This is a genomic window from Castellaniella sp. (genome assembly GCF_047971665.1).
Taxonomy (GTDB): domain Bacteria; phylum Pseudomonadota; class Gammaproteobacteria; order Burkholderiales; family Burkholderiaceae_B; genus Castellaniella.
Map to the genome: position 1 here is coordinate 193,998 of NZ_JBKEAA010000020.1, position 25,474 is coordinate 219,471.

The 25,474-nt window shown below is 65.4% G+C and carries 21 protein-coding genes; 6 read left to right on the forward strand and 15 right to left on the reverse strand.

Annotated features, from left to right (window positions below):
* Window position 1: 1 nt before the first annotated feature.
* The 12 genes from ACK5JE_RS09145 to metE form a co-directional block, all read right to left on the reverse strand.
* A complete protein-coding gene (locus ACK5JE_RS09145; protein ID WP_416801424.1) occupies window positions 2-289 on the reverse strand; it encodes a hypothetical protein in 288 nt (95 codons plus the stop codon).
* 317 nt (window positions 290-606) lie between these two features.
* The gene (locus tag ACK5JE_RS09150) at window positions 607-1,305 is read right to left on the reverse strand and encodes a fumarylacetoacetate hydrolase family protein (protein WP_416801383.1); all 699 of its coding nucleotides are present in this window, start codon (window positions 1,303-1,305) and stop codon (window positions 607-609) included.
* Window positions 1,306-1,311: 6 nt separating this feature from the next.
* Window positions 1,312-1,848 (reverse strand): inorganic diphosphatase, encoded by a 537-nt coding sequence (ppa, locus tag ACK5JE_RS09155; RefSeq protein WP_416801384.1) that lies wholly within the window; start codon window positions 1,846-1,848, stop codon window positions 1,312-1,314.
* A 30-nt stretch (window positions 1,849-1,878) separates the two neighbouring features.
* The gene (locus tag ACK5JE_RS09160) at window positions 1,879-3,369 is read right to left on the reverse strand and encodes a heme biosynthesis HemY N-terminal domain-containing protein (RefSeq protein ID WP_416801385.1); all 1,491 of its coding nucleotides are present in this window, start codon (window positions 3,367-3,369) and stop codon (window positions 1,879-1,881) included.
* A 10-nt stretch (window positions 3,370-3,379) separates the two neighbouring features.
* Window positions 3,380-4,747: a uroporphyrinogen-III C-methyltransferase gene (locus ACK5JE_RS09165; RefSeq protein WP_416801386.1), complete on the reverse strand. Its 1,368-nt coding sequence runs from the start codon at window positions 4,745-4,747 to the stop codon at window positions 3,380-3,382.
* A gap of 18 nt (window positions 4,748-4,765) precedes the next feature.
* Entirely contained in the window at window positions 4,766-5,530 is a 765-nt protein-coding gene (locus ACK5JE_RS09170) for a uroporphyrinogen-III synthase (RefSeq protein ID WP_416801387.1), read from the reverse strand.
* 11 nt (window positions 5,531-5,541) lie between these two features.
* Window positions 5,542-6,492 carry a hydroxymethylbilane synthase gene (gene hemC, locus ACK5JE_RS09175; RefSeq protein WP_416801388.1) on the reverse strand — a complete coding sequence of 317 codons (951 nt, stop codon included), beginning with the start codon at window positions 6,490-6,492 and terminating at the stop codon, window positions 5,542-5,544.
* An 88-nt stretch (window positions 6,493-6,580) separates the two neighbouring features.
* Entirely contained in the window at window positions 6,581-7,291 is a 711-nt protein-coding gene (locus ACK5JE_RS09180) for a TerC family protein (protein WP_416801389.1), read from the reverse strand.
* Between the two features lie 216 nt (window positions 7,292-7,507).
* On the reverse strand, window positions 7,508-8,389 hold the full coding sequence (gene sucD / locus ACK5JE_RS09185) for a succinate--CoA ligase subunit alpha (protein ID WP_416801390.1): 882 nt from the start codon (window positions 8,387-8,389) through the stop codon (window positions 7,508-7,510).
* A 19-nt stretch (window positions 8,390-8,408) separates the two neighbouring features.
* Window positions 8,409-9,569, reverse strand: a complete 1,161-nt coding sequence (gene sucC, locus ACK5JE_RS09190; RefSeq protein WP_416801391.1) for an ADP-forming succinate--CoA ligase subunit beta — start codon at window positions 9,567-9,569, stop codon at window positions 8,409-8,411.
* 93 nt (window positions 9,570-9,662) lie between these two features.
* Window positions 9,663-10,226, reverse strand: a complete 564-nt coding sequence (locus ACK5JE_RS09195; RefSeq protein ID WP_416801392.1) for a DUF2889 domain-containing protein — start codon at window positions 10,224-10,226, stop codon at window positions 9,663-9,665.
* 122 nt (window positions 10,227-10,348) lie between these two features.
* Window positions 10,349-12,646 carry a 5-methyltetrahydropteroyltriglutamate--homocysteine S-methyltransferase gene (gene metE, locus ACK5JE_RS09200; protein WP_416801393.1) on the reverse strand — a complete coding sequence of 766 codons (2,298 nt, stop codon included), beginning with the start codon at window positions 12,644-12,646 and terminating at the stop codon, window positions 10,349-10,351.
* 102 nt (window positions 12,647-12,748) lie between these two features.
* On the opposite strand from metE, the gene ACK5JE_RS09205 reads away from it, so the two are divergent.
* Window positions 12,749-13,681 carry a LysR substrate-binding domain-containing protein gene (locus tag ACK5JE_RS09205; protein WP_416801394.1) on the forward strand — a complete coding sequence of 311 codons (933 nt, stop codon included), beginning with the start codon at window positions 12,749-12,751 and terminating at the stop codon, window positions 13,679-13,681.
* On the opposite strand, the gene recX is transcribed toward ACK5JE_RS09205, so the two are convergent.
* Complete coding sequence (gene recX, locus ACK5JE_RS09210) at window positions 13,660-14,121, reverse strand: recombination regulator RecX (RefSeq protein WP_416801395.1); 462 nt, start codon at window positions 14,119-14,121, stop codon at window positions 13,660-13,662. The two genes, ACK5JE_RS09205 and recX, sit on opposite strands and share 22 nt — an antisense overlap.
* Window positions 14,111-15,163 (reverse strand): recombinase RecA, encoded by a 1,053-nt coding sequence (gene recA / locus ACK5JE_RS09215; protein ID WP_416801396.1) that lies wholly within the window; start codon window positions 15,161-15,163, stop codon window positions 14,111-14,113. The genes recX and recA overlap by 11 nt, the downstream gene beginning before the upstream one ends.
* 344 nt (window positions 15,164-15,507) lie before the next feature.
* Here recA and ACK5JE_RS09220 point away from each other — a divergent pair, with 344 nt between their 5' ends.
* The 4 genes from ACK5JE_RS09220 to ACK5JE_RS09235 all read left to right on the forward strand — a co-directional run bounded on the left by ACK5JE_RS09220 (window position 15,508) and on the right by ACK5JE_RS09235 (window position 21,910).
* Window positions 15,508-16,209, forward strand: coding sequence for a response regulator (locus tag ACK5JE_RS09220; protein ID WP_416801397.1), 702 nt, complete (start codon window positions 15,508-15,510; stop codon window positions 16,207-16,209).
* A gap of 13 nt (window positions 16,210-16,222) precedes the next feature.
* On the forward strand, window positions 16,223-17,674 hold the full coding sequence (locus ACK5JE_RS09225; protein ID WP_416801398.1) for a sensor histidine kinase: 1,452 nt from the start codon (window positions 16,223-16,225) through the stop codon (window positions 17,672-17,674).
* Complete coding sequence (locus ACK5JE_RS09230; protein ID WP_416801399.1) at window positions 17,671-19,353, forward strand: MFS transporter; 1,683 nt, start codon at window positions 17,671-17,673, stop codon at window positions 19,351-19,353. Before ACK5JE_RS09225 ends, ACK5JE_RS09230 begins: the two co-directional genes overlap by 4 nt.
* A gap of 571 nt (window positions 19,354-19,924) precedes the next feature.
* Window positions 19,925-21,910: a BCCT family transporter gene (locus tag ACK5JE_RS09235; protein ID WP_416801400.1), complete on the forward strand. Its 1,986-nt coding sequence runs from the start codon at window positions 19,925-19,927 to the stop codon at window positions 21,908-21,910.
* A gap of 123 nt (window positions 21,911-22,033) precedes the next feature.
* Here the strand turns inward: ACK5JE_RS09235 and asnB are convergent, their stop codons facing one another.
* Window positions 22,034-23,992, reverse strand: coding sequence for an asparagine synthase (glutamine-hydrolyzing) (gene asnB / locus ACK5JE_RS09240; RefSeq protein ID WP_416801401.1), 1,959 nt, complete (start codon window positions 23,990-23,992; stop codon window positions 22,034-22,036).
* 479 nt (window positions 23,993-24,471) lie between these two features.
* Between asnB and ACK5JE_RS09245 the strand changes: the two genes are divergently transcribed.
* Window positions 24,472-25,377 carry a recombination-associated protein RdgC gene (locus ACK5JE_RS09245; RefSeq protein ID WP_416801402.1) on the forward strand — a complete coding sequence of 302 codons (906 nt, stop codon included), beginning with the start codon at window positions 24,472-24,474 and terminating at the stop codon, window positions 25,375-25,377.
* Window positions 25,378-25,474 lie beyond the last annotated feature (97 nt).

Here is a 25,474-nt window from a genome sequence, read left to right on the forward strand (position 1 = left end):
GTCATTGCCCCGCTGCGGCATTGCCGGTGAATGATTTCAGCGATTTGGCGGCGGCCTGGGCGGCGGCCGACTCAGCCGCCGTCTGGGCGATACGGGATTGCTCGGAGCCGTCTTCCCCGGCGATTTCTCGTGCCATGGCGGCGGTCTGCGCGCGGATCACCTGGCCAAACAATTGATACACCGCGATGGCGGCCACGGCCACCAGCGCGACGACAATCACGTATTCGACCATGGCCTGGCCGCGCTGCGCGGCCCCGGCGACAGAGCCGGTCACCGGGGTCAGAAGCATCGGAGGATGCTGGCCGCCCTGGCGCACTGGCGCGCGCACCGCGCCGACCGACGGCGCGCCGGGCAGCACATGACGGATATGCGAAGATGAGCGCGGACGAACGCGACGTGGAAGACGGAGGAAGGCGGACATGACGGGCTCCTGTGACGGGTTGGCGTCCAGTGTGCCCCGCCCTCGTCCGTCCGCCTATTCGCAATTTCCGTCCTGGCCGGAAGTGTCCTGGCCCTGAGACCCCGCCTGCCGCCCTTGTTCAGGCCCGCCGATCCGGGACCGCATCCCGGTTCGGGATACGAGACCGGATTGACCGGAACATCCGCTCAGCCGATGCGCACGCGCAGCGTGCCCAGCCCCGCGATGGCGCCTTCGAGCCGGTCACCGGTCACGACGGCGCCGACCCCGGACGGCGTGCCGGTGTAGATCAGATCGCCGGCACGCAGCTCGAACAGGGTGGACAGATAGGCGATAGCTTCCGGCACCGACCAGATCATGTCGGACAGGTCGCCGGACTGACGCAGCTGGCCGTTGACCGACAGGGTGATCGATCCCCCGGCCATCGCGCCGGTACCCGCTGCCGGATGCAGCGGCCCGATGGGCGCGCTATGGTCGAAAGCCTTGCCGGTTTCCCAGGGACGACCGGCTTTCTTGGCCGCGCCCTGCAGGTCACGGCGCGTCATGTCCAGGCCGATGGCGTAGCCCCAGATGCAGGCGGACGCCTGTTCGGGCGTCAGATCCCGGCCGCCCGAGCCCAGGGCGGTGACGAGTTCGACCTCGTGATGCAGATCCTGAGTCAGCGGCGGATACGGCAGCACGCCTTCGGCGCCATCGGCGACGTTCAGGACTGCATCGGCCGGCTTGGAAAAGAAGAACGGCGGCTCACGTCCCGAATCGCCCATTTCCCGCGCGTGTTCCGCGTAGTTGCGGCCCACGCAGTAGATGCGCCGCACGGGAAAGCGGGCGGCCGTGCCCTGGACGGCCACCGTGGCCGCCTCGGGACGGGGAATGACGGTTTCGCTCATGGCGTCTCAGGCCTTTGTCTGTTCGTAGCGTTCGACGGAAGAACGGATTTCCTGCTTGGCGGCTTCCACGTCGGACCAGCCCTGGACCTTGACCCACTTGCCTTTTTCCAGATCCTTGTAGTGCTCGAAGAAATGCTGGATGCGCTGCAGTTCCTCGGCCGGCAGATCAGCCGTCGAGGCGATGGAACGATACGGCGCATAGAGCTTGTCGACCGGACGGGCCAGGAGCTTGGCGTCCTTGCCGGATTCGTCTTCCATGTTCATCACGCCCAGAGCGCGGCAGCGGATCACGGCGCCGACCTGAATCGGGAAAGGCGCGATCACCAGGACGTCCACCGGATCGCCGTCTTCCGACAAGGTCTGGGGGATATAGCCGTAGTTGCAGGGATAGTGCATGGCGGTCAGCATGAAACGATCCACGAACACGGCGCCGCTGGTCTTGTCGACTTCGTACTTGACCGGATCCGCATTCATCGGAATTTCGATCACGACATTGAATTCCTCGGGCAGCTTGTCGCCGGCCGGCACTCGATCTAGGCTCATTGGTTTCCTTGATAGGTCAGACAGAAAAAACTATTTGCGGGCGCTGCCATCCGAGGTCTGGGACATGTCCACCCCGGGGATGGGCGCCGTGTCGAAATACTCGTCCTCATCGGGCGATGAGTCCGCCGGTTTTTCGGCCGAGGCGGCCGGCGCCGGCTCGGCGGCCCGGGACCCGGTCGCCTCCGTTTCATCCTGAATGTAGACCCCGCTGGCCGCATAGGGCGCGGGCTGGGAAACATCGGGCGATGCCGATCCGCCCGTATCGTCCGTTTCGTCGAAACGGGGATCGCCACGCGTATCGGCGGCCGGCAACAGACGGTTGACCGCAGGGATTTCGGCATCAGCCGCCTGACAGGCGAGCCGCCAATGCCGCAGCGCCTGCTCCGGATGGCCCAGCGCATCATGCAGGTTGCCCAGCAGCGCATAGACATGCGTATCGGCGCGCAGCGCCAGACTGCGTTCGAGATAGTGCTCGCCCTGCCCCCAGAGCCGGGAGATCAGGCACAGGTGGCCCAACGCCGCCAGGAGGCCGGGATGGTCCGGATTGGATTTGAGCCAGAGTTCGGCGCGCCCGAGTCGCTGGCCGGCCTCGGTGGAATTGCAATGGGCGTAAAGACGCAACAGCCGGTCGTCCAGCTGACGACCGAGGGAGGATTCGAGGATGCGGGCGGATTCGGCCGGATGGTCGAGACGGGCCTGGGCCTGGGCGCCCGCCAGGGCCAGATCGGCATCGAGCCGCTCGTCGGCGCTCAGATCGCCCCAGATGGCGCTCCAGCCTGAATCATCGACCTGGGCCAGACGCTGTGCGGTCGATTCCCGGATGAATTGTCGACCCTGGTCCTCGTCGATGGCGCCCCGGCGCAGCAACAGGCGCGTGAGCTCGTACACACGGTCCGCATGGCCCAGCTGGCGGTGCGCGCGCAGCAACAGGCGGGTGCCATGCAGAAACCGCGACGAAGCATCCTGGATGGGTTCGAGCAGCATCAGGGCCTCGTCGGCCCGGTTCTGATCCAGGTACATCTCGGCCGTCACCGTATCCACGGCCTGACGCAGGCGGGAATCCTGCCCTGCCCCCTCCTGGGCAAGCTGCAGCACCTGGTCGCGGCGCTTGTTTTCTCCGAGCAGATGCAGGGCGCGCGCCGCGCTGAGGCCAGCGAGCACCTTGCGATCGGCCGAGCGGGTGCGCGACACCAGGTTCGACAGGTCCTTTTCGGCCTGCACGTACCGGCCTTCCAGAACATTGATCCAGCCGCGTTCGAGCAGCTCGACGTCACGCCGCTGCGCACGGCGCCCGCGCCAGGCGCGCAGCCGGCCCGGACTGGAACCCAGCCAGTTCAGCGCGCGCACCAGCCAGTACAACGCCAGGAAGGCCAGAATCGCGCACGCGACAGCCAGGGACAGCGACATCTCGATACGCCACGGGGGCGTGACGATGAGGACATTGCCGCCGTGCTCACGCAGCACCAGGGCCAGCGCAACGGCGGCCGCGAACAGAATCAGGGTCCAGATCCAGGATCGCATCGTATCCCCCTCAGACTGAACCGTTGCCGGTCGGCTGAGCGGCGGATGCTGGCGCAGCGGAAGACGGCGTGGCGGATACCGGTGCAGCGGATGCCGGCGCGGGTGAAGACGATCCGGCCGGGCTGGCCTCGCTCTGATCGCTCTCGTCGGCGTCGGCGTCGGAAGCCGCCCCGTTCTGCTCGGTGGCCCTGGTAGCCTCAGCGGCCTCGGCGGCATCACGGGCCGCAGCGATCGCGGCAAGGCTGTTGTCCACCTTGGGCAGGGTGATTTCGATGGCGGTATCGTGCAGTTCGCGGGCAATCTTCAGTGCCTCGCGGGACGATTCGGCGCGCATGTCATAGCGCTGGTCGATGGCCTTGGACAGTTGCTCGAGCTCGGTCTGCCAGATGCGCAACTGACGCATCATCAGGGCCAGCTGGGCCGTCACGGCGCGCTGTTTGAGCACCTCGCGGAAACGCAATGCCTGATCGGGCGACATCAGCAGCGCCGCGGTGTCGTCCACCCGGCGCACATCGACCAAGCCGCGCAGTTCCCGCAGACCCAGGCTGGCTGAATCGCCCATCCATTGCCAGGTCTCTTTGACCCAGTCACGCCAGCCCCTGGCGGCAGGCTCCGTCGAAGCTTGCGCATTGGCGGCAACGATCTCGGCGGCAGGCGCCTCGTCAACGGGCGCCGGCGCCGACGGATCCGGATCAGCCAGCCGTCCGGCCGTGTCCGGAACCAGCAAAGGCGCCGTTCCGATCAGGTCGGAGAGGCGATCGATCCGCGCCGACAGGGCCGGCATGTCGATGGTCGCCACGGCGCGCAGACGCTCCAGGTCGCCGTTGATCGACTGTTGCAATGCCGCGAGTTCGGGACGATTGGCGCGCGCAAGCTGTGCCTGAGCGGCCTCGAGGGAGATGATCGCATTGGCGACGTTGCCGCCCAGGGCAAGCTGCTGCTGGGCGATCGTGACCAGGTGATCGATGTCATTGAGCAACACCAGGCCGGCGCCGCTGTCGGTCATCAACCGCAGGGCCTGATCGAATTCCTGGACCTGGCCGGCGGTCGCTTCCAGGGCGCCGCGCAGCGCCTTGATCCGTGTGGCCTGATCCTGAACCATGGACAGCGCCTGTCCGGCCTGAGCGCGGGTTTCCTGGGCAAGCTGGAGGCTTTGCGCCTGCTGTTGCTGCAAGTCGGCCCGCAAAGCGCGGTACTGGCGATTCTGATAGTACAGCGCGCCGCCCAGGACCAGAGCAAGCAGCACCAGCAAGATCACCGCCAGGAGAAATCCTCCGGGCCGTTTTCGCTCGGTTTCGGCCTGAGCCGTTGCCAGCGCGGATGCAGGCGTGGCCGAGTCGGAAGTCGAGGCGGGCGAGCTTTGGTCGATATCGGTCATGGCGGCGTACGGGTCCTTCTAGGCTGATCTCGCAGATGCCAATATAGCCTGAAACAAGGCTGCGTCATCGGGCGCGCTGAGACGCACGGTCAGCGTCCCATGGGGGCGGTCGGCATAAACACATTGTAAACGGCGCGCGATCCGCTCGTGCAGCGTCACGACACGGAGCATGGCTGGCCAGTTCATGCCGTGCCGGCGCAGGCTGGCAGCCACGGCATCGAAGGCTTCGAGGCTGGTCAGCAGCAACGTGCAGGCATCAGCCTGCGTCAACATGGCGCACTGCTCGCGAGCCCAGATCGCCGGGTCGCGCCGGTACAGCGCATGGCATTGCACCTGCCAGCCGCGCGCCTGAAGTTGTTGCGCAAGCCAGTCGCGGCCCCGTTGCGCCCGAAAGACATGGGCACGGCCTGGTGTCAGGGCGGCTGCCTCGATGACCGACAACAGCGACTCGGAATCAGGAGAGGCGGTCTCATCGGGCGCCAGAATCCGGTCCGGGGGCACATGGACGCGCAGCGCCCGGGCCGTCGCCGCACCCACCGCCGCCGCCCGAACCTCCCGCGGCCAGACCATGGCGGCGCGGCCATCGAAGCAGGCTTCCACCGCCTGACGGCTGACAAAGAGGCAGAGATCACCCGCCCCGAGCGCGGGCAACGCCGTGTCCAGCCGCTCGATCGTCAGTGCCGGCGCCTCGATCACGGCCAGGCCCGCCGCGCGCAGAGCATGCGCCAGCGCGGCATTGCGCCCTGCGGGACGAGTCAGGACGACCGGCGCGCGCGGATTCATCCAGAGTTCATTCAGGAGGCCGCCGGGTCGGACAGACGGGCCAGAATCTCATCCGCGCCCTGACCGAGCAAATCATTGGCGACCGCAGCCCCGAGCGTTTCGGCGGCCTCGGGCACGCCCTCGGCGCCCGCGCGCAACACGCGGCTGCCATCCGGTTCGGCGACCAGCGCCTCCAGGACCAGGCGGCCCTCCCGCAGCACCGCATGCGCGGCCAGCGGAACCTGGCAGGACCCGCCGAGCACCCGCGAGACGGCGCGTTCGGCAAAGACGCAGGCCGTAGTGTCGTTGCAAGCCAGCGGCATCAGCCAGGCCCGCAGGTCGGCCCGGTCCGCCAGAATCTCGATCCCCAGGGCGCCCTGCCCCGCGGCAGGCAGGCTGAACGCTACCGGCAGCACGGCGCGGATGCGCTGCGCCAGGCCCAGCCGGCGCAGACCGGCGGCGGCCAGGACGATGGCGGCATAATCGCCCCGGTCGAGTTTGGCCAGGCGGGTATCCAGATTGCCGCGCAGCGGCCTGACGGCCAGATGCGGGTAATGCGCGCGCAACTGGGCCTCGCGGCGCAGGCTGGAAGTGCCGATGACGGCCCCCGGCGCCAGCTCGTCCAGGGAGCCGGCCGTGTTCGACACCAGCGCGTCGCAGGGATCGGCCCGCTCCATGATGGCCGACAGAGCAAACGGCTGCGTCAGATCGACGGGCACGTCCTTGAGAGAATGCACGGCCAGATCCGCCCGGCCGTCCAGCAGCGCGGTTTCCAGTTCCTTGACGAACAGCCCCTTGCCGCCGACCTTGGACAGGGTCCGGTCCAGGATCTGGTCGCCACGCGTGGTCATTTCCAGCAACTCGACCTGACAATCAGGGTACAGAGCCCGGAGACGGGCCTGCACATGGCGGGCCTGCCACAACGCCAGGCGGCTGGCCCGGGTGGCGATCACGAGTTTTGGGGGAGCGGGTACATCGGTCATGCGGTAAACCTCGAAAGCAACAGGCGCAACAACAGGCCCAGCGCGGCCAGGATGGCCAGGCCCTGCAACAGAGAGGGACGTTTGAGTTTCATGGCGCAGTCCGTGAGTGGCCCGCCGCGCGCCGGGCCAGCCAGGTGCCCAGGCCCATGACGAGCAATGCGCCGGCAATTTCGGCGCCCAGCCGGGTCGGCGGCCGGGGGGCGCCCAGCCAGGTCGTCAGGGTGATATCGGTCACCAGCATTCCGCCGGCGATCCAGCCCAGCAGTCCGGCGCCCAGCGTCACCACCAGCGGATAACGGTCGATCAGCCGCAACACCAGGGTACTGCCCCAGACGATGATGGGCACGCTCAGCAGCAGGCCGAAAATGACGTAGGTCAGCCGGTGGTCCACCGGGGTGTTCTGCGCGGCGCCGGCAATGGCGATGACATTGTCCAGACTCATCACGAAATCGGCGATGATGATGGTGCGCACAGCCGCCCAAACGGAACTGCCCCCCTGGATCCGGTCGTGCGCATCGTCGTCCGGCAAAAGCAGTTTGATGCCGATCCAGAGCAACATCAGCGCGCCGACGAGTTTCAATCCTGGAAGCACCAGCAGGCTCAGCGCAAAGGCAATCAGGACCACCCGCAGGACGATTGCGCCCACCGTCCCCCACAGGATGCCCTGCAGGCGCTGACCATGCGCCAGCCTGCGGCAGGCAAGCGCGATCACGACGGCGTTGTCGCCGCCCAGCAGAACATCGATCAGGACGATCTGAAAGACTGCGCTCCAGTGCAGCAGTCCGAGCCATTCGAGCATGCCCTGCGTTACCCCTTCATGAAATCATGACCTCATGGGCTCCCGGAAACATCGGTCACCGGGCGCGAGCGCAAACCCCTCACGCCGGAGGGGTCCGGATCACCGGCGCCCGCCGGCCTACGCTGTGCAAGCGGCGAGCCCCTGGGGACGCCAGGCCCGGGCCAGTCCGTAAGGACCGGCCCGGGCCCCAGGCTCATTTCTCGCGCTGGTTTTTGATTACAGCACGGTTTTGAGCAGCTTGCCCATTTCCGAAGGATTGCGCGTGGTGCGGATTCCGCAGGCTTCCATGATTTCCAGCTTGGCGTCGGCCGTGTCGGCGCCACCCGAAATCAGGGCGCCGGCGTGACCCATGCGCTTGCCCGGAGGCGCCGTGACGCCGGCGATGAAACCGACCACGGGTTTTTTCATGTTGTCCTTGGCCCACTGCGCGGCATTGACCTCGTCCGGACCGCCGATTTCACCGATCATGATGACGGCATCCGTCTCCGGATCGTCATTGAACATCTTCAGCACGTCGATGTGCTTGAGCCCGTTGATTGGGTCACCGCCGATCCCGACCGCGCTCGACTGGCCCAGTCCCAGTTCGGTGACTTGCGCCACCGCCTCATAGGTCAGCGTGCCGGAGCGGCTGACGACACCGATGCGGCCCTTGCGATGGATGTGGCCCGGCATGATGCCGATCTTGATTTCGTCGGGCGTGATCAGGCCCGGGCAGTTGGGGCCCAGCAGCAGGGTCTTGCGGTTCTCGTCACGCATGCGGTTGCGGACTTCGAGCATGTCGCGCACGGGGATGCCTTCGGTGATGCAGATTGCCAGATCGAGATCAGCCTCGACGGCCTCCCAGATCGCCGCCGCAGCGCCTGCGGGCGGCACGTAGATGACCGAGACGGTTGCGCCGGTGGCCTGCTTGGCGTCCTTGACGGAAGCATAGATGGGGATGCCCTCGAAGTCCTCACCGGCCTTTTTCGGATGCACGCCAGCCACGAAAGCGGCGCGGCCATTGGCATAGTCACGGCACATGCGCGTGTGGAACTGACCGGTCTTGCCGGTAATCCCCTGAGTGATGACCTTGGTGTCCTTGTTGATCAGAATCGACATGTTGTATTCCCTACGATGCTTATTTCACAGCGGCGACGACGGCGGTCGCAGCCTCGGCCATGGTGTCGGCGCTGATGATGGGCAGGCCCGAGGCCGCCAGCATCTGCTTGCCCTGTTCTTCGTTGGTGCCCTTCATGCGCACGACCAGCGGTACGCTCAGGTTCACGGCCTTGCAGGCGGCGATGACCCCCTCGGCGATCACGTCGCAGCGCATGATGCCCCCGAAAATGTTGACCAGAATGGCCTTCACACCGTCGTTCTTGAGCATGATCTTGAAGGCCTCGGTGACCTTTTCGGCCGTGGCGCCGCCGCCGACGTCCAGGAAGTTGGCCGGCTCGCCGCCGAACAGCTTGATGGTATCCATCGTGGCCATGGCCAGACCGGCGCCGTTGACCAGGCAGCCGATGTTGCCGTCGAGCTGGATGTAGGCCAGATCGAACTTGCTGGCCTCGATTTCGGCGGGGTCTTCTTCGTCCAGATCGCGGTACGCGACGATCTCGGGATGGCGGAACAGTGCGTTGGAATCGAAGTTGAACTTGGCATCCAGGGCGATGATGTTGCCCTTGCTGTCGCGGTTCAGGGGATTGATCTCGACCAGCGAAGCATCGGTTTCCATGTAGCAGGTGTAGAGCTTCTGGCACACGTCGATGAACTGGGCCACGGAATCGGCCGGCATGCCGACGCCCTTGGCCAGCGTCTCGCCGTCGGCCTGGGCAAAGCCCTGCAGCGGGTCGATCATCACGGTGATGATTTTCTCGGGCGAGGAATGGGCGACTTCCTCGATGTCCATGCCGCCCTCGCTGGAAGCGATGAAGGCCACTTTCTGGGTGGCCCGGTCGGTCACGACGGACAGGTAGTATTCCTTCTGGATGTCGGCGCCGTCTTCGATGTATAGGCGGCGGACTTTCTGGCCCTCGGGCCCGGTCTGATGCGTGACCAGCTGCATGCCCAGGATCCGGCCGGCCAGGGTCTTGACGTCATCCAGCGACTTGGCGACCTTGACGCCGCCGCCCTTGCCGCGCCCGCCGGCGTGGATCTGTGCCTTGACAACCCAGACAGGCCCTCCCAGCTTTTCGGCGGCCGCCACGGCCTCTTCGACCGAGAACGCGGGAATGCCGCGCGGGACAGTCACGCCAAACTTCTTCAGCAATTCCTTGCCTTGATATTCGTGAATTTTCATGAGTTACCTGTCAGTGAAGAAAAAAGAAAGCCACCAACCCGCCGTTTCGGCGAGTCGGCCCGAGGCTGCTGTCCTGTCAGCGATCCGGGGAGGCTAGCGTTCATCGGAATGCGCCTCGGCGGGGACATACCAGGGAGCGTAATGCATGCGCACGACGGAGCCGTCCACGCGCAAGGCATGACAGCCATCCAGTTGAAAAGGCCGCTCACCGGTGCTGGACTGGCGATGCCGGTCGGCCATGGTCTGAACCGCCACGGTGGGCAGCACATCGGTCAGTTCCGTGACATGCGTACAGCCGGCCGAACGGCCGAAACGCTCACGCACGCGTTTGCGGAACTGATTGAGCAGATTCAGGCCGACCAGATTGCGGTATTCGGGCGCGATGGCACTGCAGAATTCCCCATAGGGAGCGGCTTCGTAGACAGCTTCGGACGCCGTGATGTTGAAACGCTCATCGATGGTGATGCGCAAGCGCATGTGATGCACCGGCGCGCCGGCGGGATGAATGCCGCCCCCGCGAATCGGGAAATCATAGGCCTTGATGTCGACGAGCTCGGCCTCCAGGTCCCACAGTCCGTCATCCCGGGCATAGGATTCGACGCGAATGGAACGCGTATGGACGGGACGGCGCGAACACGCCGGATCGGACAAGGGCATGGGAGCGAAAAAGGCCGGGATTCGTAAAACTTTTTGATTATATACCTTGTATAACCACCCGATTATATAGAGGACTCGCCCCGCCCCTGTCGCGCGCGCCCTGCCCGGCCGCGCAGCGGAGATCAGGCCTCCGCTCGCAGTGTCCGGGCAGCCTGCGCCATGGCTTGCAGTGCCGCGCGGGTTTCCGCCCAGCCCCGCGTCTTCAGACCGCAATCCGGATTCACCCAGAGCCGTTCGGCGGGCAACCGCCGGGTGGCCCGCCGGATCAGGTCCACCATCCAGTCCTCGCGCGGCACGTTGGGGGAATGGATGTCGTAGACGCCCGGCCCGATATCGTTCGGATAGTCGAAGGCCTCGAACGCCTCCAGCAGTTCCATGTTCGAGCGAGAAGTCTCGATCGTGATCACATCGGCGTCCATCGCCGCGATCGGCTCGATGATGTCATTGAACTCCGAATAGCACATATGTGTGTGAATCTGCGTGTCATCACGCACTCCGCTGGTGGACAGGCGGAAACTGTCGACCGCCCATTCCAGATAAGCGGCCCAGTCGCCACGGCGCAGTGGCAGGCCCTCGCGAAAGGCCGGCTCATCGAGCTGGATCACGGTCACGCCTGCCCGCTCCAGGTCCAGCACTTCATCGCGCAGCGCCAGGGCGATCTGGCGGCAGGTCTGTTCGCGCGGCTGATCGTCACGCACGAAAGACCATTGCAGGATCGTGACCGGCCCCGTCAGCATGCCCTTGACGGGCTTGGCCGTCAGGGACTGCGCATAGGCCGACCAGGCCACGGTCATGGGCGCCAGACGGGCGACATCGCCGTAGATCAAAGGTGGCTTGACGCAACGGGAACCATAGCTCTGGACCCAGCCGTAGGCCGTGAAGGCGAAGCCGGCCAGCAACTCACCAAAATACTCCACCATGTCGTTGCGTTCGGGCTCGCCATGCACCAGCACATCCAGGCCGATTTCCTCCTGGAAGCGCACGACGCGCTCGATTTCCTCGCGAATCGCTTTTTCATAGGCCGCATCCCCCAGCGCGCCGGCACGCCAGTCACGGCGCAACGCACGGATTTCCGGCGTCTGTGGAAAGGAACCGATGGTCGTCGTGGGGTAGCGCGGCAGGCTCAGACGGGCCTGCTGGGCAACGATGCGCTGGCTGAACGGGGTGCGGATGCGGCGCACCGACGCCGACGCGGCCAGACGCCGGGCGACATCCTGGCGATGGATGCGGCTGGACGCGGCGCGATTGCGCACTGCCTGACGCGCGGCCTCCAGCGCGCGCTGGTCGGCAGCATCCGTCTGGCCGTCCACCTGCGTCCGCAGCAGCCGCAGTTCGTCGAGTTTCTGCACGGCAAAGGACAGCCAGCTGCGCAGTTCATTGTCCAGGCCTGTTTCCAGGCTCAGATCGATGGGCGCATGCAACAACGAGCATGAAGGCGCCAGCCACAGGCGTTCGCCCAGGCGATCCGCCGCGTCGCGCACCTGCCTGCCGATCCGGTCGAGATCAGCGCGCCACACGTTGCGCCCATCGATCACGCCCAGTGACAGGATCTGGTCATCGCGCAGCGCGGCCAGCACGGCAGCCTGCTGGTCCGGGGCACGGACCAGATCTATATGCAGCCCCTGCACCGGCAGGGAACGGATCACATCCAGATGGGGCTCGATACTGCCAAAATAGGTCGCCAGCAGCAGGCTCGGCCCCTGTCCCGCCAGGCGGGCGTAGACGCCAGCCAGCGCGTCGCGCCAGGCCTGCGGCAGATCCAGCACCAGGATCGGTTCATCGACCTGCACCCATTCCACGCCCTGCTCGGCCAATCGCTGCAGCACCTGCGTATAGACATCAAGCAAGCCAGGCAGCAAATCCAGTTTGGCGACGTCAGCGGCGCCATCCGTGTAGGCATCCCCCTTGCCCAGCCACAGCCAGGTCAGCGGTCCGGGGATCGCCGGGCGGGCGCGGTGATCCAGCGCCTGGGCTTCGGCCACCTGCTCGAACAGGGATTCACGCGCGATACGGTAGGTCTGACCGGGATGGAGTTCCGGCACGATGTAGTGATAGTTGGTATCGAACCACTTGGTCATTTCGCAGGCCGCGGTCGGCGTGCCCGACGGCGCGCGGCCCCGCGCCATGCGAAACAGCGTATCCAGGCCGACAGGCGCATCCTGCGCCTGGCCAAAACGCGCAGGCACCGCGCCCAGCAGCGTGGTCCACTCCAGGATATGGTCATACCAGGCAAAATCGCCCACCGGCACCGCCGACAGACCCGCGCCAGCCTGGATCGCCCAATGGCGGGCCCGCAGGTCGCGGCCGACGCTCAGCAGGCTGTCCAGATCGGCCTTGCCGGCCCAATAGGCTTCCTGGGCGCGTTTCAACTCCCTGGCGGCACCGATACGCGGAAAGCCCAGATTATGAATGATCGTCATGATTAATCCTGATTAAATTAAAATAATTCAATGAATGACATTCTGCCTGGGTAAACCTTAAATAAAAAATCAAATCACACACGAATAACATGAGAAAAATTCATGATTGAGTTTCGCCATCTAGAAACCCTCCTGGCCATCCGTGACGGCGGCAGCCTGCAGGAGGCCGCCGAGCGCCTGCACCTGACCCAGTCGGCCCTGTCGCATCAGGTGCGCGATCTGGAGGTACGGCTGCAGACACCTTTGCTGAACCGGCGTACCCGCCCCGCCCGTCTGACCACGGCGGGCTTGCGCCTGGTGGCGCTGGCCGAGGACGTGTTGCCGCGTGTGCGCGCCACGGAACAGGAATTACGTCGCCTGGCAGCCGGCCGCGCCGGCCGGCTGCACGTCGCCATCGATTGCCATTCCTGCTTTCAGTGGCTGATGCCCACGCTGGACACGTTTCGCAAGGACTGGCCCGAGGTCACGCTGGACCTGACCGCCGCCTTTTCTTTTGCCCCCCTGCCCGCCCTGGCGCGTGGTGATCTGGACGTGGTCATCACCTCCGATCCCGAGCCGCTGGATTCCGTGGACTACACACCTTTGTTTGCCTACGAACTGGTATTGGCGGTCTCCAGCCAGGGGCCGTTGAGCGCGGCCAGCAAGATGCAGCCACAAGACCTGGCCGACCAGGTTCTGATCACCTATCCCGTGGACCGGGCCCGACTGGACATCTACACCGCTTTTCTGGATCCGGCGGGCGTGGAACCCTCCGCCGTACGCACAGCGGAACTGACTCCGATGATCGTGCAGCTGGTCGCCAGCGGGCGCGGCGTGGCGGCGCTGCCCAACTGGGCGCTGGATGAATACAAGAATCTGCCGGGGCTGAAAATCTGCCGGCTGGGCACGGGAATCTGGCGCACACTATGGGCAGGCATCCGCGCCGAGGATGCACAAACCGCCTATGTCCAGGCTTTTCTGGAACAGGCGCGGCGCACCTGCTTTGACACCCTGCCGGGTATCCGCGCCCCCGATCAGAGGTCCGGCAAGCCCTGACCGTCCAGCAGGCGCCGGATGCAATCGGCGGAAAACCCCCGGCCCGCCATGAAGCGGTATTGCCTCGCGTATTCACGGGGATCGGCGGGCGGCTGGCCGAATTTGCGCGACCAGACCGCATGGGCGCGCTGCGCCTCGGTGGCGCGCAAGGCATCCCGGACATCATCCAGCTGTTCGTCGGTCAGCCCCTGCTGGCGCAAGGCGCCGAGAATACGTTGCGCACCCTGGCGCGCCGAAGTGCGATCCGCATACACCTGAGCGTAGCGCTGGTCGGATTGCCAGTGTTCCCGGGCCAGGTCGTCGAGCACCGCCTCGATGGCGGCGGGGTCATCGCTCCAGGCGGACAATTTGCGGCGTAACTCCAGGCGGGAATGCTCCCGCCTGGACAGATAGGCCACGGCCCGGGCCTTGAGGCTCGGACCGCCAGACTCATTCCCCATCGGCGGCGGAAGCGGCGGGCACGGCCCGGGCTGTGACGCCCAGTTGTTCGCGCACGCGGTTCTCGATCTCGAAAGCCATGTCCGGATGTTCCTTGAGGTATTCTCGGACGTTGTCCTTGCCCTGGCCAATCCGGTCGCCGTTGTAGCTGTACCAGGCGCCGGACTTGTCGATCAGGCCGGCCTGAACCCCCAGATCGATGATCTCGCCCTCGCGCGAGATGCCCGCGCCATACATGATGTCGAACTCGACCTGCTTGAACGGCGGCGCGACCTTGTTCTTGACGATCTTGACGCGGGTCTCGTTGCCGACGACTTCGTCGCCCTTTTTGATCGATCCGATGCGGCGGATGTCCAGGCGCACGGAAGAATAGAACTTGAGCGCGTTGCCGCCCGTGGTGGTCTCGGGATTGCCGAACATGACGCCGATTTTCATCCGGATCTGGTTGATGAAGATCACCATGCAGTTGGCGCGCTTGATCGTGGCCGTGAGTTTGCGCAGTGCCTGGCTCATGAGGCGCGCCTGCAGACCGGGCAGCGAATCGCCCATGTCGCCTTCGATTTCGGCCTTGGGCACCAGCGCGGCGACCGAATCGATCACGATCAGGTCGACCGAACCCGAGCGCACCAGGGCGTCGGTGATCTCCAGTGCCTGCTCGCCGGTGTCGGGCTGAGAGATCAGCAGGTCCTCGAGATTGACCCCCAGGCGCGAGGCGTACTGAACATCCAGTGCGTGCTCGGCGTCGACGAAGGCGCAGGTGCCGCCGATCTTTTGCATTTCGGCGATGACCTGCAGGGTGAGTGTGGTCTTGCCGGAGGATTCCGGGCCATAGACCTCGATCACCCGGCCGCGCGGCAGACCGCCGACGCCCAGCGCGACGTCCAGCCCCAGGGAACCGGTGGACACGACCTGGATGTCGTGTTCGACCTGGTTGTCACCGTAGCGCATGATGGAGCCCTTGCCGAACTGTTTTTCGATTTGGGCCAGCGCGGCAGCCAGCGCCTTGGCACGTTCGGGGTTGGCCTTGCCGGAGCGTTCATCCATGAGGGAATTCCTATCGTGAGAGACAAGCCGCTCGAGACCATGATGACCGGGCGGCCGGATCCGCCTGCGGCGGAAGTTCGGGAAATTATGGCATTAAATTATACTGTATGAAAATACAGATGTGGCAATTCTGTCCCGAGCCAAACGACAGCGGGAACGAAAGCGGCGCGACGCCCCGATCACAGGCCGCCGGGCCGGGCCCGCAGGCCCTGCGCCGGCCCTCGCCGCGTCCGTCTTGCGGCCGCCCATCGTTTACCCTAGATGACCCTGCGGGGCTCCGTATGTAACAATGTTGGCACTCTGGGCCGCCTGGGCGCCCGCTTCTCTCCGGATATCATTCCACCATGCGTATCCTGATCGCCGAGGACGACAGTATTCTCGCAGACGGGCTATCCCGATCCCTGCGCTACGAAGGCTATGCCGTCGATGTCGTCAACGACGGCTCCAGTGCCGACTCCGCCCTGCAATTGCAGACATTCGACCTCCTGATTCTGGACCTGGGCCTGCCGCGCCTGGACGGCCTGTCCGTGCTGCGCAAGCTGCGCCAGCGGGGCACCCCCCTGCCGGTCCTGATTCTGACGGCGGCCGACTCCATCGAACAGCGCGTCGAGGGCCTGGACCTGGGGGCCGACGACTACATGTCCAAACCCTTCGCCCTGAGCGAGCTGGAGGCCCGCGTGCGCGCATTGGTCCGCCGCCACGGCGGCACACGCGCCTCGATCCTGCGTCACGGGCGCCTCGCCTTCGACCTGAACGGACGCGTGGCCACCATCGACAATGCCACCGTCGAGCTCTCCGCCCGCGAGACCAGCCTGCTCGAGATCTTCCTGTCGCGCAGCGGCCGCATGATCAGCAAGCATCAGCTGGTGGATCTGCTGTGCGAATGGGGCGAAGAGGTCACCACCAACGCCATCGAGGTCTACATCCATCGGTTGCGCAAAAAAATCGAACCCGCCGGGGTGCACATCCTCACCGTCCGCGGTCTGGGATACTGTCTGGAACCCGACAGCCGCGCCATGACGGCGGACACGGCCGCCGTCGGCTGACGGTCGCTGCGCCATGTTCGCCGATTCGGTACCGCACAGGCCCCGCCGTCGCCGTGCGACCCTGCTGGGCCGCATCCTGCTGTGGATGATCGTGCCGCTGTTCGTCCTCTGGTCGATCGGCATCGTCATCACTTATTTCATTTCCCTGAACATTGCCAACTCGCCCTACGACCGGACGCTGTCGAGCCATCTTCGCCTGCTGCGCCACGAGGTCGAACAGCAACGTCTCGCCAACGGCGTGATGCTGTCCGAATCCGCCCGCACGGTCCTGGCCGGCGGCACGGACGAGGCGGCGACCAGCTGGCAGATTCTCGATGCCAACGGCCGTCTGCTGGCGGGTGATCCGAGCATTCCCACACCGGAAAACTGGAACTACGACATCGACCAGATCCGCTTTCGCCACGCCACCCAGAACCACCAGTCGATCCGCATGGCCTACGTCTGGGGGGGACGCGACCAGGACAGCACTGGTTTTCTGGCCGTCGTGGCCGAGCCGGCCGAGGCGCGCGCCACACTGCAACAGGAAATCCTCACCGGGATGCTGACCCCCCAGCTCATCATCCTGCCGCTGGCCGCCATGCTGGCCGGCCTGGGCCTGACCCAGGGCCTGGAGCCGCTCAGTCTGCTCCAGGAACACATGCGACGGCGCAAACCCAGCGACCTGTCCCCCATCCGCGACGATCTCGCCCCCGCCGAGATCGTGCCCCTGATCGCGTCCATGAACAACGTGCTGCAACGCCTGTCCGATTCCATCGAATCCCAGCGACGTTTCGTCGCCAACGCAGCCCACCAATTGAAGACGCCGCTGGCCGGCATCCGCACACAATGCGAACTGGCGCTGCGCGAGCAGGAGCCCGAGCACATGCGCGACAGCCTGCAACAACTGATCAACGGATCCCAGCGCGCCACCCGGCTGGTGAACCAGCTGCTGCTGCTGGCCCGGGCGGAATCCATCGATCCGACCCAGTCGCGCACCACCGAGCTGCTCGATCTGCTGCCCCTGGCCGAAACCTGTACGCTCGAATGGGTCGAAACCGCCCTGAAACGCCGCATCGACCTGGGGTTCGAACCGTCGGGCGATCCCCTGCCGGTTTTCGGCAATGCGGTCATGATCCGCGAACTGTTGAACAACCTGATCGACAACGCGCTCCTCTATACCCCGGAAGGGGGGCGGGTCACCGTGCGCGCCCTGGCCGAAGGCGACCGCGTCTGCCTCGAAGTCCAGGACTCCGGCCCGGGCATCCCACCCGAAGAGCAATCACGTGTCTTCGACCGTTTCTATCGAATCCTCGGCCACGGCGCCGAGGGCAGCGGGCTGGGGCTGGCCATCGTGCGCGAGGTTGCCGAACACCATCACGCCACCATCGCCTTTCTGCCGCCGGGCAATCACCGGGATCCCGTCAGCGCCGGGACCCGGCTGCGTGTTTCATTCCCCCGCGACGATGTGCCCAGGACCCGTACATGAACCGAGCCCGACCCATTTCGCACGACTCGATGGACGAAGCCAACCGTCCCACCACCCACGAAGAACGCCGCGTCATCCTCGCCTCCTCGATGGGCACGGTTTTCGAATGGTATGACTTCTACGTCTACGGTTCGCTGGCCTCGGTCATCGCCCAGCATTTCTTTTCCGGACTCAATCCCACGGCGGGCTTCATTTTCGCCTTGCTGACTTTCGCCGCCGGGTTTGCCGTGCGCCCTTTCGGCGCCCTGGTGTTCGGCCGGCTGGGCGACATGGTCGGGCGCAAGTACGCCTTCGTCATCTCGATTCTGATCATGGGGCTGTCCACCTTCCTGGTCGGTGTGCTGCCTTCGTCGGCCTCGATCGGCACGGCGGCCCCCATGATCCTTTTGCTGCTGCGCCTGCTGCAAGGCCTGGCGCTGGGCGGCGAATATGGTGGCGCCGCCGTCTACGTCGCGGAACACGCCCCGCAGGGCCGGCGCGGTTTCTTTACCAGCTGGATCCAGACCACAGCCACCATCGGCATGTTTCTGTCGCTGGTCGTGGTGCTGGGCACTCGGGCGACCCTGGGCCAGGAGGCCTTCGACGCCTGGGGCTGGCGGGTGCCGTTCCTGATCTCCGTGCTGCTGCTGGTGATCTCGGTCTGGATCCGCCTGCGCCTGCACGAATCGCCCGCCTTCACGCGCATGAAAAGCGAAGGCCTGGTTTCGCGCGCGCCCATCAAAGAGGCCTTCGGCCGCTGGCACAACCTGCGCCTGATCCTGCTGGCCCTGATCGGCCTGACGGCCGGCCAGGCCGTGGTCTGGTACACCGGCCAGTTCTATGCGCTGTATTTCCTGACCGAGACCCTGGGAGTAGACGCCAATATCGCCAACATCCTGGTGGCCCTGGCCTTGCTGCTGGCCTGTCCCTTCTTTCTCGTTTTCGGCGCGCTCTCGGACCGGATCGGCCGCAAGCCGATCATCATGGCCGGCTGCCTGATCGCCGCCCTGACCTATTTCCCCGTCTTCAAGGGGCTGACCCACTACGCCAACCCGGCCCTGGAGCGCGCCCAGAACCAGGCCCCCGTCGCCATCGTCGCCGCCCCGCAGGACTGCTCCCTGCAATTCAACCCGGTGGGCATCGCGTCTTTTACCAGCGCCTGTGATCTGCTCAAGACCTTCATGGCCAGCCACTCGGTCCATTACGTGAACCGGCCCGCCCCGGAGGGCACGACGGCCTACGCCCTGGTAGGGGAACAGCGCATCGAGGCCTTCGACGGCACATCCCTGCCCCGCGCCGAATTCGCCCGGCGCAATGCCGCGCTCCAGGACGAACTGCGGCGGGCCGTGCGCAGTCACGGCTATCCCGCCTATGCCGACCCCTCCCAGATCAACTTCACCATGGTGCTGCTGCTGCTGTTTTTCCTGGTGTTGCAGGTCACCATGGTCTACGGCCCCATCGCCGCCATGCTGGTGGAGATGTTCCCCACGCGGATCCGCTACACCTCCATGAGCGTGCCCTATCACATCGGCAACGGCTGGTTCGGCGGCTTTCTGCCCCCGGTCGCCTTCGCGACCGTGGCCACCACCGGCAACATGTACGACGGCCTGTGGTATCCGGTCGCCGTGTGTCTGATGACACTGGTCGTGGGCCTGCTTTTCGTCAAGGAAACCCGGGACAACGACCTGAATGCGCCTTAGGGTCCGTTCACACGACTCAAGGCGTCGTGAGGCCATCAAAAACCAGGATGGGCGAGACGCCTGGCGCAGCGCGCATGTCCATCCGCGCAAGATGGGCGACACAGGGCTGGAGGATCTTTGCAATTCTTGCCTATGGATCAGGCGCGAATTCAGAGTTCCGTCAGGCACACCGCCCTAGAATGGCCTCGTACGCCGATGGTCGTCCGGACGCTTGGTTCCCCCTTTGTTCGTCCGGATGTTCCTCCAGCGGCTACCACTGCCCGCGCCCCCCGCGAACTCCTTTTTCGTGTGCGTGGGCAGATGCCCCTCCCGGCCCGGCCTTGTCCGGGCCGCTTTTTTTGTCGGTGCGCCCGAGCGCCCGCCTCTTCCCGCCTCTTCCCGCCCGCTTCGAGCCGCCCGCTTCGCGACGCCCTCGCACGGCGTCTTCCGGCCTCGCGCCATCTCCTCCGCACCGGCAACGATCTCGGCTCACCTTGTCCCGGATCAATCACGCACAGGCGTGCGCAGGCAGCCGGCGGGTTGATCGCTTACACTTTATGGCTGTCAGAAACAATAGAAAAATGGAGTCCGAGTGAGGGAAGCCGAAATATCGAAACCCAAACCCCGTACCGGCGGCATCCTGCCGCAAGTGTTTTATCCTTCCGCAGGCTTGGTGCTTGCGCTCGTGTCGCTGTCCTTCCTGGCGCCGGCATGGACCCAGCGCCTGTTTGGCGCCGCCAAGTCCTGGGTGGCGAACGATGCCGGATGGTTCACCGTGCTGTCGGTGGCCGGATTTCTCGTGTTTGTCGTGGTCCTGGGGTTCAGCAACCTGGGCAAGCTCAAGCTCGGGCCGGATCACAGCACGCCGGATTACAGCTACGGCACATGGTTCGCCATGCTGTTCGCGGCTGGCATGGGCATCGGCCTGATGTATTTCGGCGTGGCCGAGCCGGTCATGCATTTCGCCAAACCGCCGGTCGGTGAGCCGCAGACCATCGAGGCCGCCCGCCAGGCCATGCGCATCACGTTCTTTCACTGGGGCATCCACGCCTGGGCGATCTACGCGGTGGTCGCATTGTCACTGGCCTATTTCGGCTACCGCCACGGCCTGCCGCTGCGCATCCGCTCCTCGCTGTATCCGCTGATCGGCGAGCGCATCAACGGCCCGATCGGGCATGCCGTCGATACCTTCGCCGTGCTGGGCACGATCTTCGGTCTGGCCACCTCGCTGGGGCTGGGTGTCATCCAGATCAATTCCGGACTGCAGCATCTGTTCGGCACGCCCGTGAGCATCAGCGTTCAGGTCGCCCTGATTGCCGGCATCACCGCGATCGCCACGGTGTCCGTCTTCACCGGCCTGGATCGCGGCGTGCGCCGTCTGTCCGAGTTCAACATGATCCTGGCGATCTCGCTGCTGGTCTTCGTGCTCGTGACGGGACCCACTGTCCATCTGCTGCAAGCCTTTGCCCAGAACACCGGCATGTACATGTCGAACGTATTCAATATGACGTTCAATCTGTACGCCTACCAGCCCACCGACTGGATCGGAGGCTGGACGCTGTTCTACTGGGGCTGGTGGATCGCATGGTCGCCGTTCGTGGGGATGTTCATCGCGCGCATCTCGCGCGGGCGCACGATCCGCGAATTCGTGATCGGCGTGCTGCTGGTGCCACTGGGGTTCACCTTCCTGTGGATGACGATTTACGGCAACACGGCGTTGAACATGATTCTGGCCGATGGCGCCGGCCCCCTGGTCGACGCGGTTTCGGCCGACAGTTCGGTCGCCATCTACGGTTTCCTGGAACGGCTGCCGCTGTCAAGCATCACGTCCACCATCGCCACGCTGCTGGTCGTCATCTTTTTCGTCACGTCGGCCGATTCGGGCGCGCTGGTCATCGACATGCTGTCGTCCAAGGATGAGGGCGAATCCCCCGTCTGGCAGCGGATTTTCTGGGCGCTGCTGGTCGGTGCCATTGCCGTCGCCCTGCTGGTGGCGGGCGGTCTGACGGCGCTTCAGGCCGGCACCATCGCCTCGGCCCTGCCGTTCACCGTGGTCATGATCCTGGCCTGCGTCGGGATGCTGCGGGCCATGCGGCTGGACGTCGCCAAACGCGAAGCGATCCGCGACGCGCGCACAGCGCCGGGCTCCATGGCCGGCGCCGACTGGAAAGGCCGTCTGCGCGCCCTGGTCCATCAACCGCGCCGTCAGGAGGTCATCACCTTCCTGCGCGACAAGGTCCGCCCGGCACTGGAAGAGGTCGCACTGGAATTGCAAAAGCAGGGACTGCCCGCGCGCACCGAAATCGGCGATGACGGCCGCGTCTGGCTGGAAGTGGGTCATGGACAGGAAATGGATTTCTATTATCTGATCCGTCCCCAGCCCTACAATCCGCCGTCGTTCGTGCTGGAAGACCCGCGCCGGCAGCGCGAAAACGGCGACAAGTTCTATCGTGCCGAAGTGCATCTGCGCGAAGGCGGACAGGACTACGACATCATGGGCTGGCGCAAAGAAGAAGTCATCCATGACGTCCTCGACCAGTACCACCGTCACATGCACTTCCTGGACGCGGTGCGCTGACCGCCGCCGGCGGCCTGCCCTCACGGCAGGCCCCGCGCCACCAGGATCGCGCGCCACAGCCGCGACGCGCACGGGCCCGCCACCCGAACGGCGGAGCCGATCAGGCCGGCGCCATGCGCCGGCCTATTTTGTGTCCAGCCATGCCTGGAACATCAGCACGCTCCACAAGCGATACTGGCCATTGCGGCGTCCGGATAAGTGTTCCTCCCATGTCCGCCGGATCGGCTCGGGACGAAAGAAGCCCTCCCGCCGCAGGCGCGACGCATCGAGCAGGCTCTCCGCCCAGTCGCGCAGCGGCCCCCGAAGCCAGTCATCGATGGGTACACTGAAACCCCTTTTGGGCCGTTCGATCAGCGTCTGGGGCACATGCCGATAGAGCACCTGGCGCAGAATCCACTTGGCCGCGCCGTCACGCTGCTTCATGGTCTGGGGAATCCGCCAGGCGAACTCCACCACCCGGTGATCCAGGAACGGCACACGACTTTCAAGTGAGACGCCCATGGCGGCCCGATCGACCTTGACCAGAATGTCATCGGGAAGGTAGATCATGGCGTCCAGCGCCATCAGGCGCTGCACCTCGTCCAGACCGTCCAGCGGCAAGGGATTGCCGCGCCACCAGGTCGACGGCTCGCGCCCGCCGATCACCAGTTGCGCCGGCTCCCAGCGGGAAATCGATTGCAGGTACAGGTCATCGATCCGCCTGGCCGACAGCATGCGACCGCCCTGGTGCAGTTTTTCCCCGATCGGCGTCGTGCGCAGCGCACCGGGCAGCACGGGCCGCAACGGGCCAAGCACGGTGTCCCAGGCCTGAGGCGACAGGGCGCGAATGCCGCCTGCCGCCAACCGCCGCAAGCCGGACGGGATGCGGGCGACTTTTTCCCAGTGCCGGGCATTGCGCGTATAACGGCCATAGCCGGCGAACAGTTCATCGCCCGCGTCTCCCGACAGCGAGACGGTGACGTGCTGACGCGCCAGCTGCGACACCAGAAACGTCGGGATCTGGGAGGCATCGGCAAAAGGCTCGCTGTACAGCGCCGACAGCCTGGGAATGACATCCAGCGCCTGCTCCGGGGTGACGTAGAGTTCCGTGTGGTCGGTGCCCAGATGCCGGGCGACCGCCATGGCATGCTCCGCCTCGTTATAGCCCTGCTCGTGAAAACCGATGGAAAATGTCTTGACCGGCCGTGCCGACTGGGCCTGCATCAGCGCCACCACGGTCGAGGAATCGATCCCTCCCGACAAGAAGGCGCCCAGAGGCACATCCGACAGCATCTGCTGGTGAACGGCGGACTTCAGCAGGGTCTCCAGGGCGTCGGTCGCCTCCAGGTCGGAGCCCGCAAAAGGCGCGCGGCAGCCGGACACGGCGGCCTCGGCCAGCGACCAGTAGGCCTCGACCTGCGGCTCGCGACGGTCCTGCGAGACCGTCAGCAGGCAGCCCGCCGGCAGCTTGAAAAGACCACGGTAGATGGTGTGCGGCGCCGGGATGTAGTTGTGTCGCATCAGCAGGCACAGCGCATCGCGGTCGATATCCGATCCGCAGCGCGGGTGCGCGCGCAGCGCCTGGAGCTCGGAGCCGAACAGGAAACAGGCATTGGCCCCCTGGCCCTGCCAGCCGTAATACAGCGGTTTTTCGCCCAGGCGATCCCGGCCCAGGGTCAGCACCCCTGTCTGCGTGTCCCAGACGGCAAAGGCGAACATGCCGATACAGCGCTCCACCATCGCCCGCACGCCCCAGGCCGCAAAACCCGCCAACAGGGTCTCGGTGTCCGAGTGGCCGCGCCAGCCGGGCGCCTGACCGGACTGCTCCAGTTCCCGGCGCAATGCCAGGTGGTTATAGATCTCGCCATTGAACACGATCACATGCCGCCCCGAAGGCCCGCTCATGGGCTGGTGTCCCGCTGCCGAGAGATCCAGGATCGACAGGCGCCGGTGGGCCAGTCCAATGCCCGCGCCCTCGGCCCAGGCGCCTGAATCATCCGGGCCACGCGACACGATCGTGTCAGCCATGCGTTCCAGGATGACGGCGGCCTCGCGCGTGTCTTTTCCACGACCGCCCTCCAGAAACCCCACCAAACCGCACATCGTGCTTACCTCTGATCATCGTTCGGCCGCCGGCCTGTCCGGAGCACGCGCTCCATTTTACGGCGCAGCGACCGGCATTCACGTCCTCAAGCGAACGAAATCATCATGCAGGGATTTATGCATGGGTCCGGATGGCGCATGGATCCCGACGCGCCGGCTAAACTGGGGCTGATCCGTTTTTCTACGATCAGGATGTGGTCTCGACATCGAGCGTCAGGTCCGCCCGTCGGCACGCGGTGCGCTGTGCGGCCTGCACTTTCAGCTTGCCCGCCCTCAGGGCAAGCTGATCCAGGAGATCGAAAGCGCGGTCTTTGACGTCACGGCGGACATCGATCCACGGTTCCGTCCCACGCGACGGACGCCTTGCCGAAAACGCCACTGGCTGCTTGCCGCCCGGCCATCCGCCCGGCCGCTCGTGATTTTGCGCGTACAATCAAGGCCCGATTTCATCGCCGCCCGCCGGCACGCCGTACAAGATCATGTGGTTCAAGAATCTCAAGCTTTATCGTCTCGCACCCAACACCACCCTGCACCCCGCCGATCTCGAGGCGGCCCTGGAGCCGCTCGCTTTCCAGCCGGGCGGCAGTCAGGACAGCCAGGTGTCGGGATGGCTGCCCCCGCGTGAAGACGGCGGTCTGGCCTGCGCGCAGCATGGCCAGATCCTGCTGCGCCTGCAGACCGAGAAAAAACTGCTGCCCGCCACGGTCGTCAATCAGGCCAGCCGCGCCCGCGCCCAACAGATCGAAGAGCAGCAAGGCTACAAGCCCGGGCGCAAGCAGATGAAAGAGATCAAAGAGCAGATGACCATGGAGCTGCTGCCGCGCGCCTTCGTCATCGCCCACGATACGCACATCTGGATCGACACGCTAAACCACTGGGTCGCCATCGACGCCGCAGCGACCGCGCGCAGCGACGAGGTGCTGGGCCTGCTGGCCAAAACGCTCACCCCCTTCCCCATTGTGCCGCTGCACGCCGAGATGTCGCCGGGGGCCGCCATGACGCTGTGGCTGTCGGAGGACGAAGCGCCGGCCGGCTTTTCGATCGATCAGGACACGGAACTGCGCTCCACCGGCGAATCACGCGCCACGGTGCGCTATGTGCGCCAATCGGTTGAACTGGACGAGGTCCGCCGCCACATCCAGGCAGGCAAGCAATGCACCCGGCTGGCCATGACCTGGAACGACCGCGTGTCGTTCGTGCTGACGGACAATCTGGACATCAAGCGCGTCGCGCCGCTGGACGTGCTGAAAGAGCACCAGGACGCTCAGGCCGCCAATGAGGCCGAACAGTTCGAGGCCGACTTCGCCCTGATGACCGGCGAACTGGCGCGCATGCTGGACGACCTGGTGGCGGCACTGGGCGGGATGAAGAACGACACCAAGTAAGAAAAAGGCCTCGCATCGCATCTTGCTGCCCCCGAGAGGGGGCATTTTGCTTTGAGGCGGCCCATCGACAGCATGAGCCCCTCGTCCGGGCAGCCCA

Bases quoted from the DNA above. Each gene is read 5' to 3' on its own strand.
- ACK5JE_RS09145 (WP_416801424.1), bottom strand. From the start codon at position 289: ATGCTTCTGACCCCGGTGACCGGCTCTGTCGCCGGGGCCGCGCAGCGC.
- ACK5JE_RS09150 (WP_416801383.1), bottom strand. From the start codon at position 1,305: ATGAGCGAAACCGTCATTCCCCGTCCCGAGGCGGCCACGGTGGCCGTC.
- ppa (WP_416801384.1), bottom strand. From the start codon at position 1,848: ATGAGCCTAGATCGAGTGCCGGCCGGCGACAAGCTGCCCGAGGAATTC.
- ACK5JE_RS09160 (WP_416801385.1), bottom strand. From the start codon at position 3,369: ATGCGATCCTGGATCTGGACCCTGATTCTGTTCGCGGCCGCCGTTGCG.
- ACK5JE_RS09165 (WP_416801386.1), bottom strand. From the start codon at position 4,747: ATGACCGATATCGACCAAAGCTCGCCCGCCTCGACTTCCGACTCGGCC.
- ACK5JE_RS09170 (WP_416801387.1), bottom strand. From the start codon at position 5,530: ATGAATCCGCGCGCGCCGGTCGTCCTGACTCGTCCCGCAGGGCGCAAT.
- hemC (WP_416801388.1), bottom strand. From the start codon at position 6,492: ATGACCGATGTACCCGCTCCCCCAAAACTCGTGATCGCCACCCGGGCC.
- ACK5JE_RS09180 (WP_416801389.1), bottom strand. From the start codon at position 7,291: ATGCTCGAATGGCTCGGACTGCTGCACTGGAGCGCAGTCTTTCAGATC.
- sucD (WP_416801390.1), bottom strand. From the start codon at position 8,389: ATGTCGATTCTGATCAACAAGGACACCAAGGTCATCACTCAGGGGATT.
- sucC (WP_416801391.1), bottom strand. From the start codon at position 9,569: ATGAAAATTCACGAATATCAAGGCAAGGAATTGCTGAAGAAGTTTGGC.
- ACK5JE_RS09195 (WP_416801392.1), bottom strand. From the start codon at position 10,226: ATGCCCTTGTCCGATCCGGCGTGTTCGCGCCGTCCCGTCCATACGCGT.
- metE (WP_416801393.1), bottom strand. From the start codon at position 12,646: ATGACGATCATTCATAATCTGGGCTTTCCGCGTATCGGTGCCGCCAGG.
- ACK5JE_RS09205 (WP_416801394.1), top strand. From the start codon at position 12,749: ATGATTGAGTTTCGCCATCTAGAAACCCTCCTGGCCATCCGTGACGGC.
- recX (WP_416801395.1), bottom strand. From the start codon at position 14,121: ATGGGGAATGAGTCTGGCGGTCCGAGCCTCAAGGCCCGGGCCGTGGCC.
- recA (WP_416801396.1), bottom strand. From the start codon at position 15,163: ATGGATGAACGCTCCGGCAAGGCCAACCCCGAACGTGCCAAGGCGCTG.
- ACK5JE_RS09220 (WP_416801397.1), top strand. From the start codon at position 15,508: ATGCGTATCCTGATCGCCGAGGACGACAGTATTCTCGCAGACGGGCTA.
- ACK5JE_RS09225 (WP_416801398.1), top strand. From the start codon at position 16,223: ATGTTCGCCGATTCGGTACCGCACAGGCCCCGCCGTCGCCGTGCGACC.
- ACK5JE_RS09230 (WP_416801399.1), top strand. From the start codon at position 17,671: ATGAACCGAGCCCGACCCATTTCGCACGACTCGATGGACGAAGCCAAC.
- asnB (WP_416801401.1), bottom strand. From the start codon at position 23,992: ATGTGCGGTTTGGTGGGGTTTCTGGAGGGCGGTCGTGGAAAAGACACG.
- ACK5JE_RS09245 (WP_416801402.1), top strand. From the start codon at position 24,472: ATGTGGTTCAAGAATCTCAAGCTTTATCGTCTCGCACCCAACACCACC.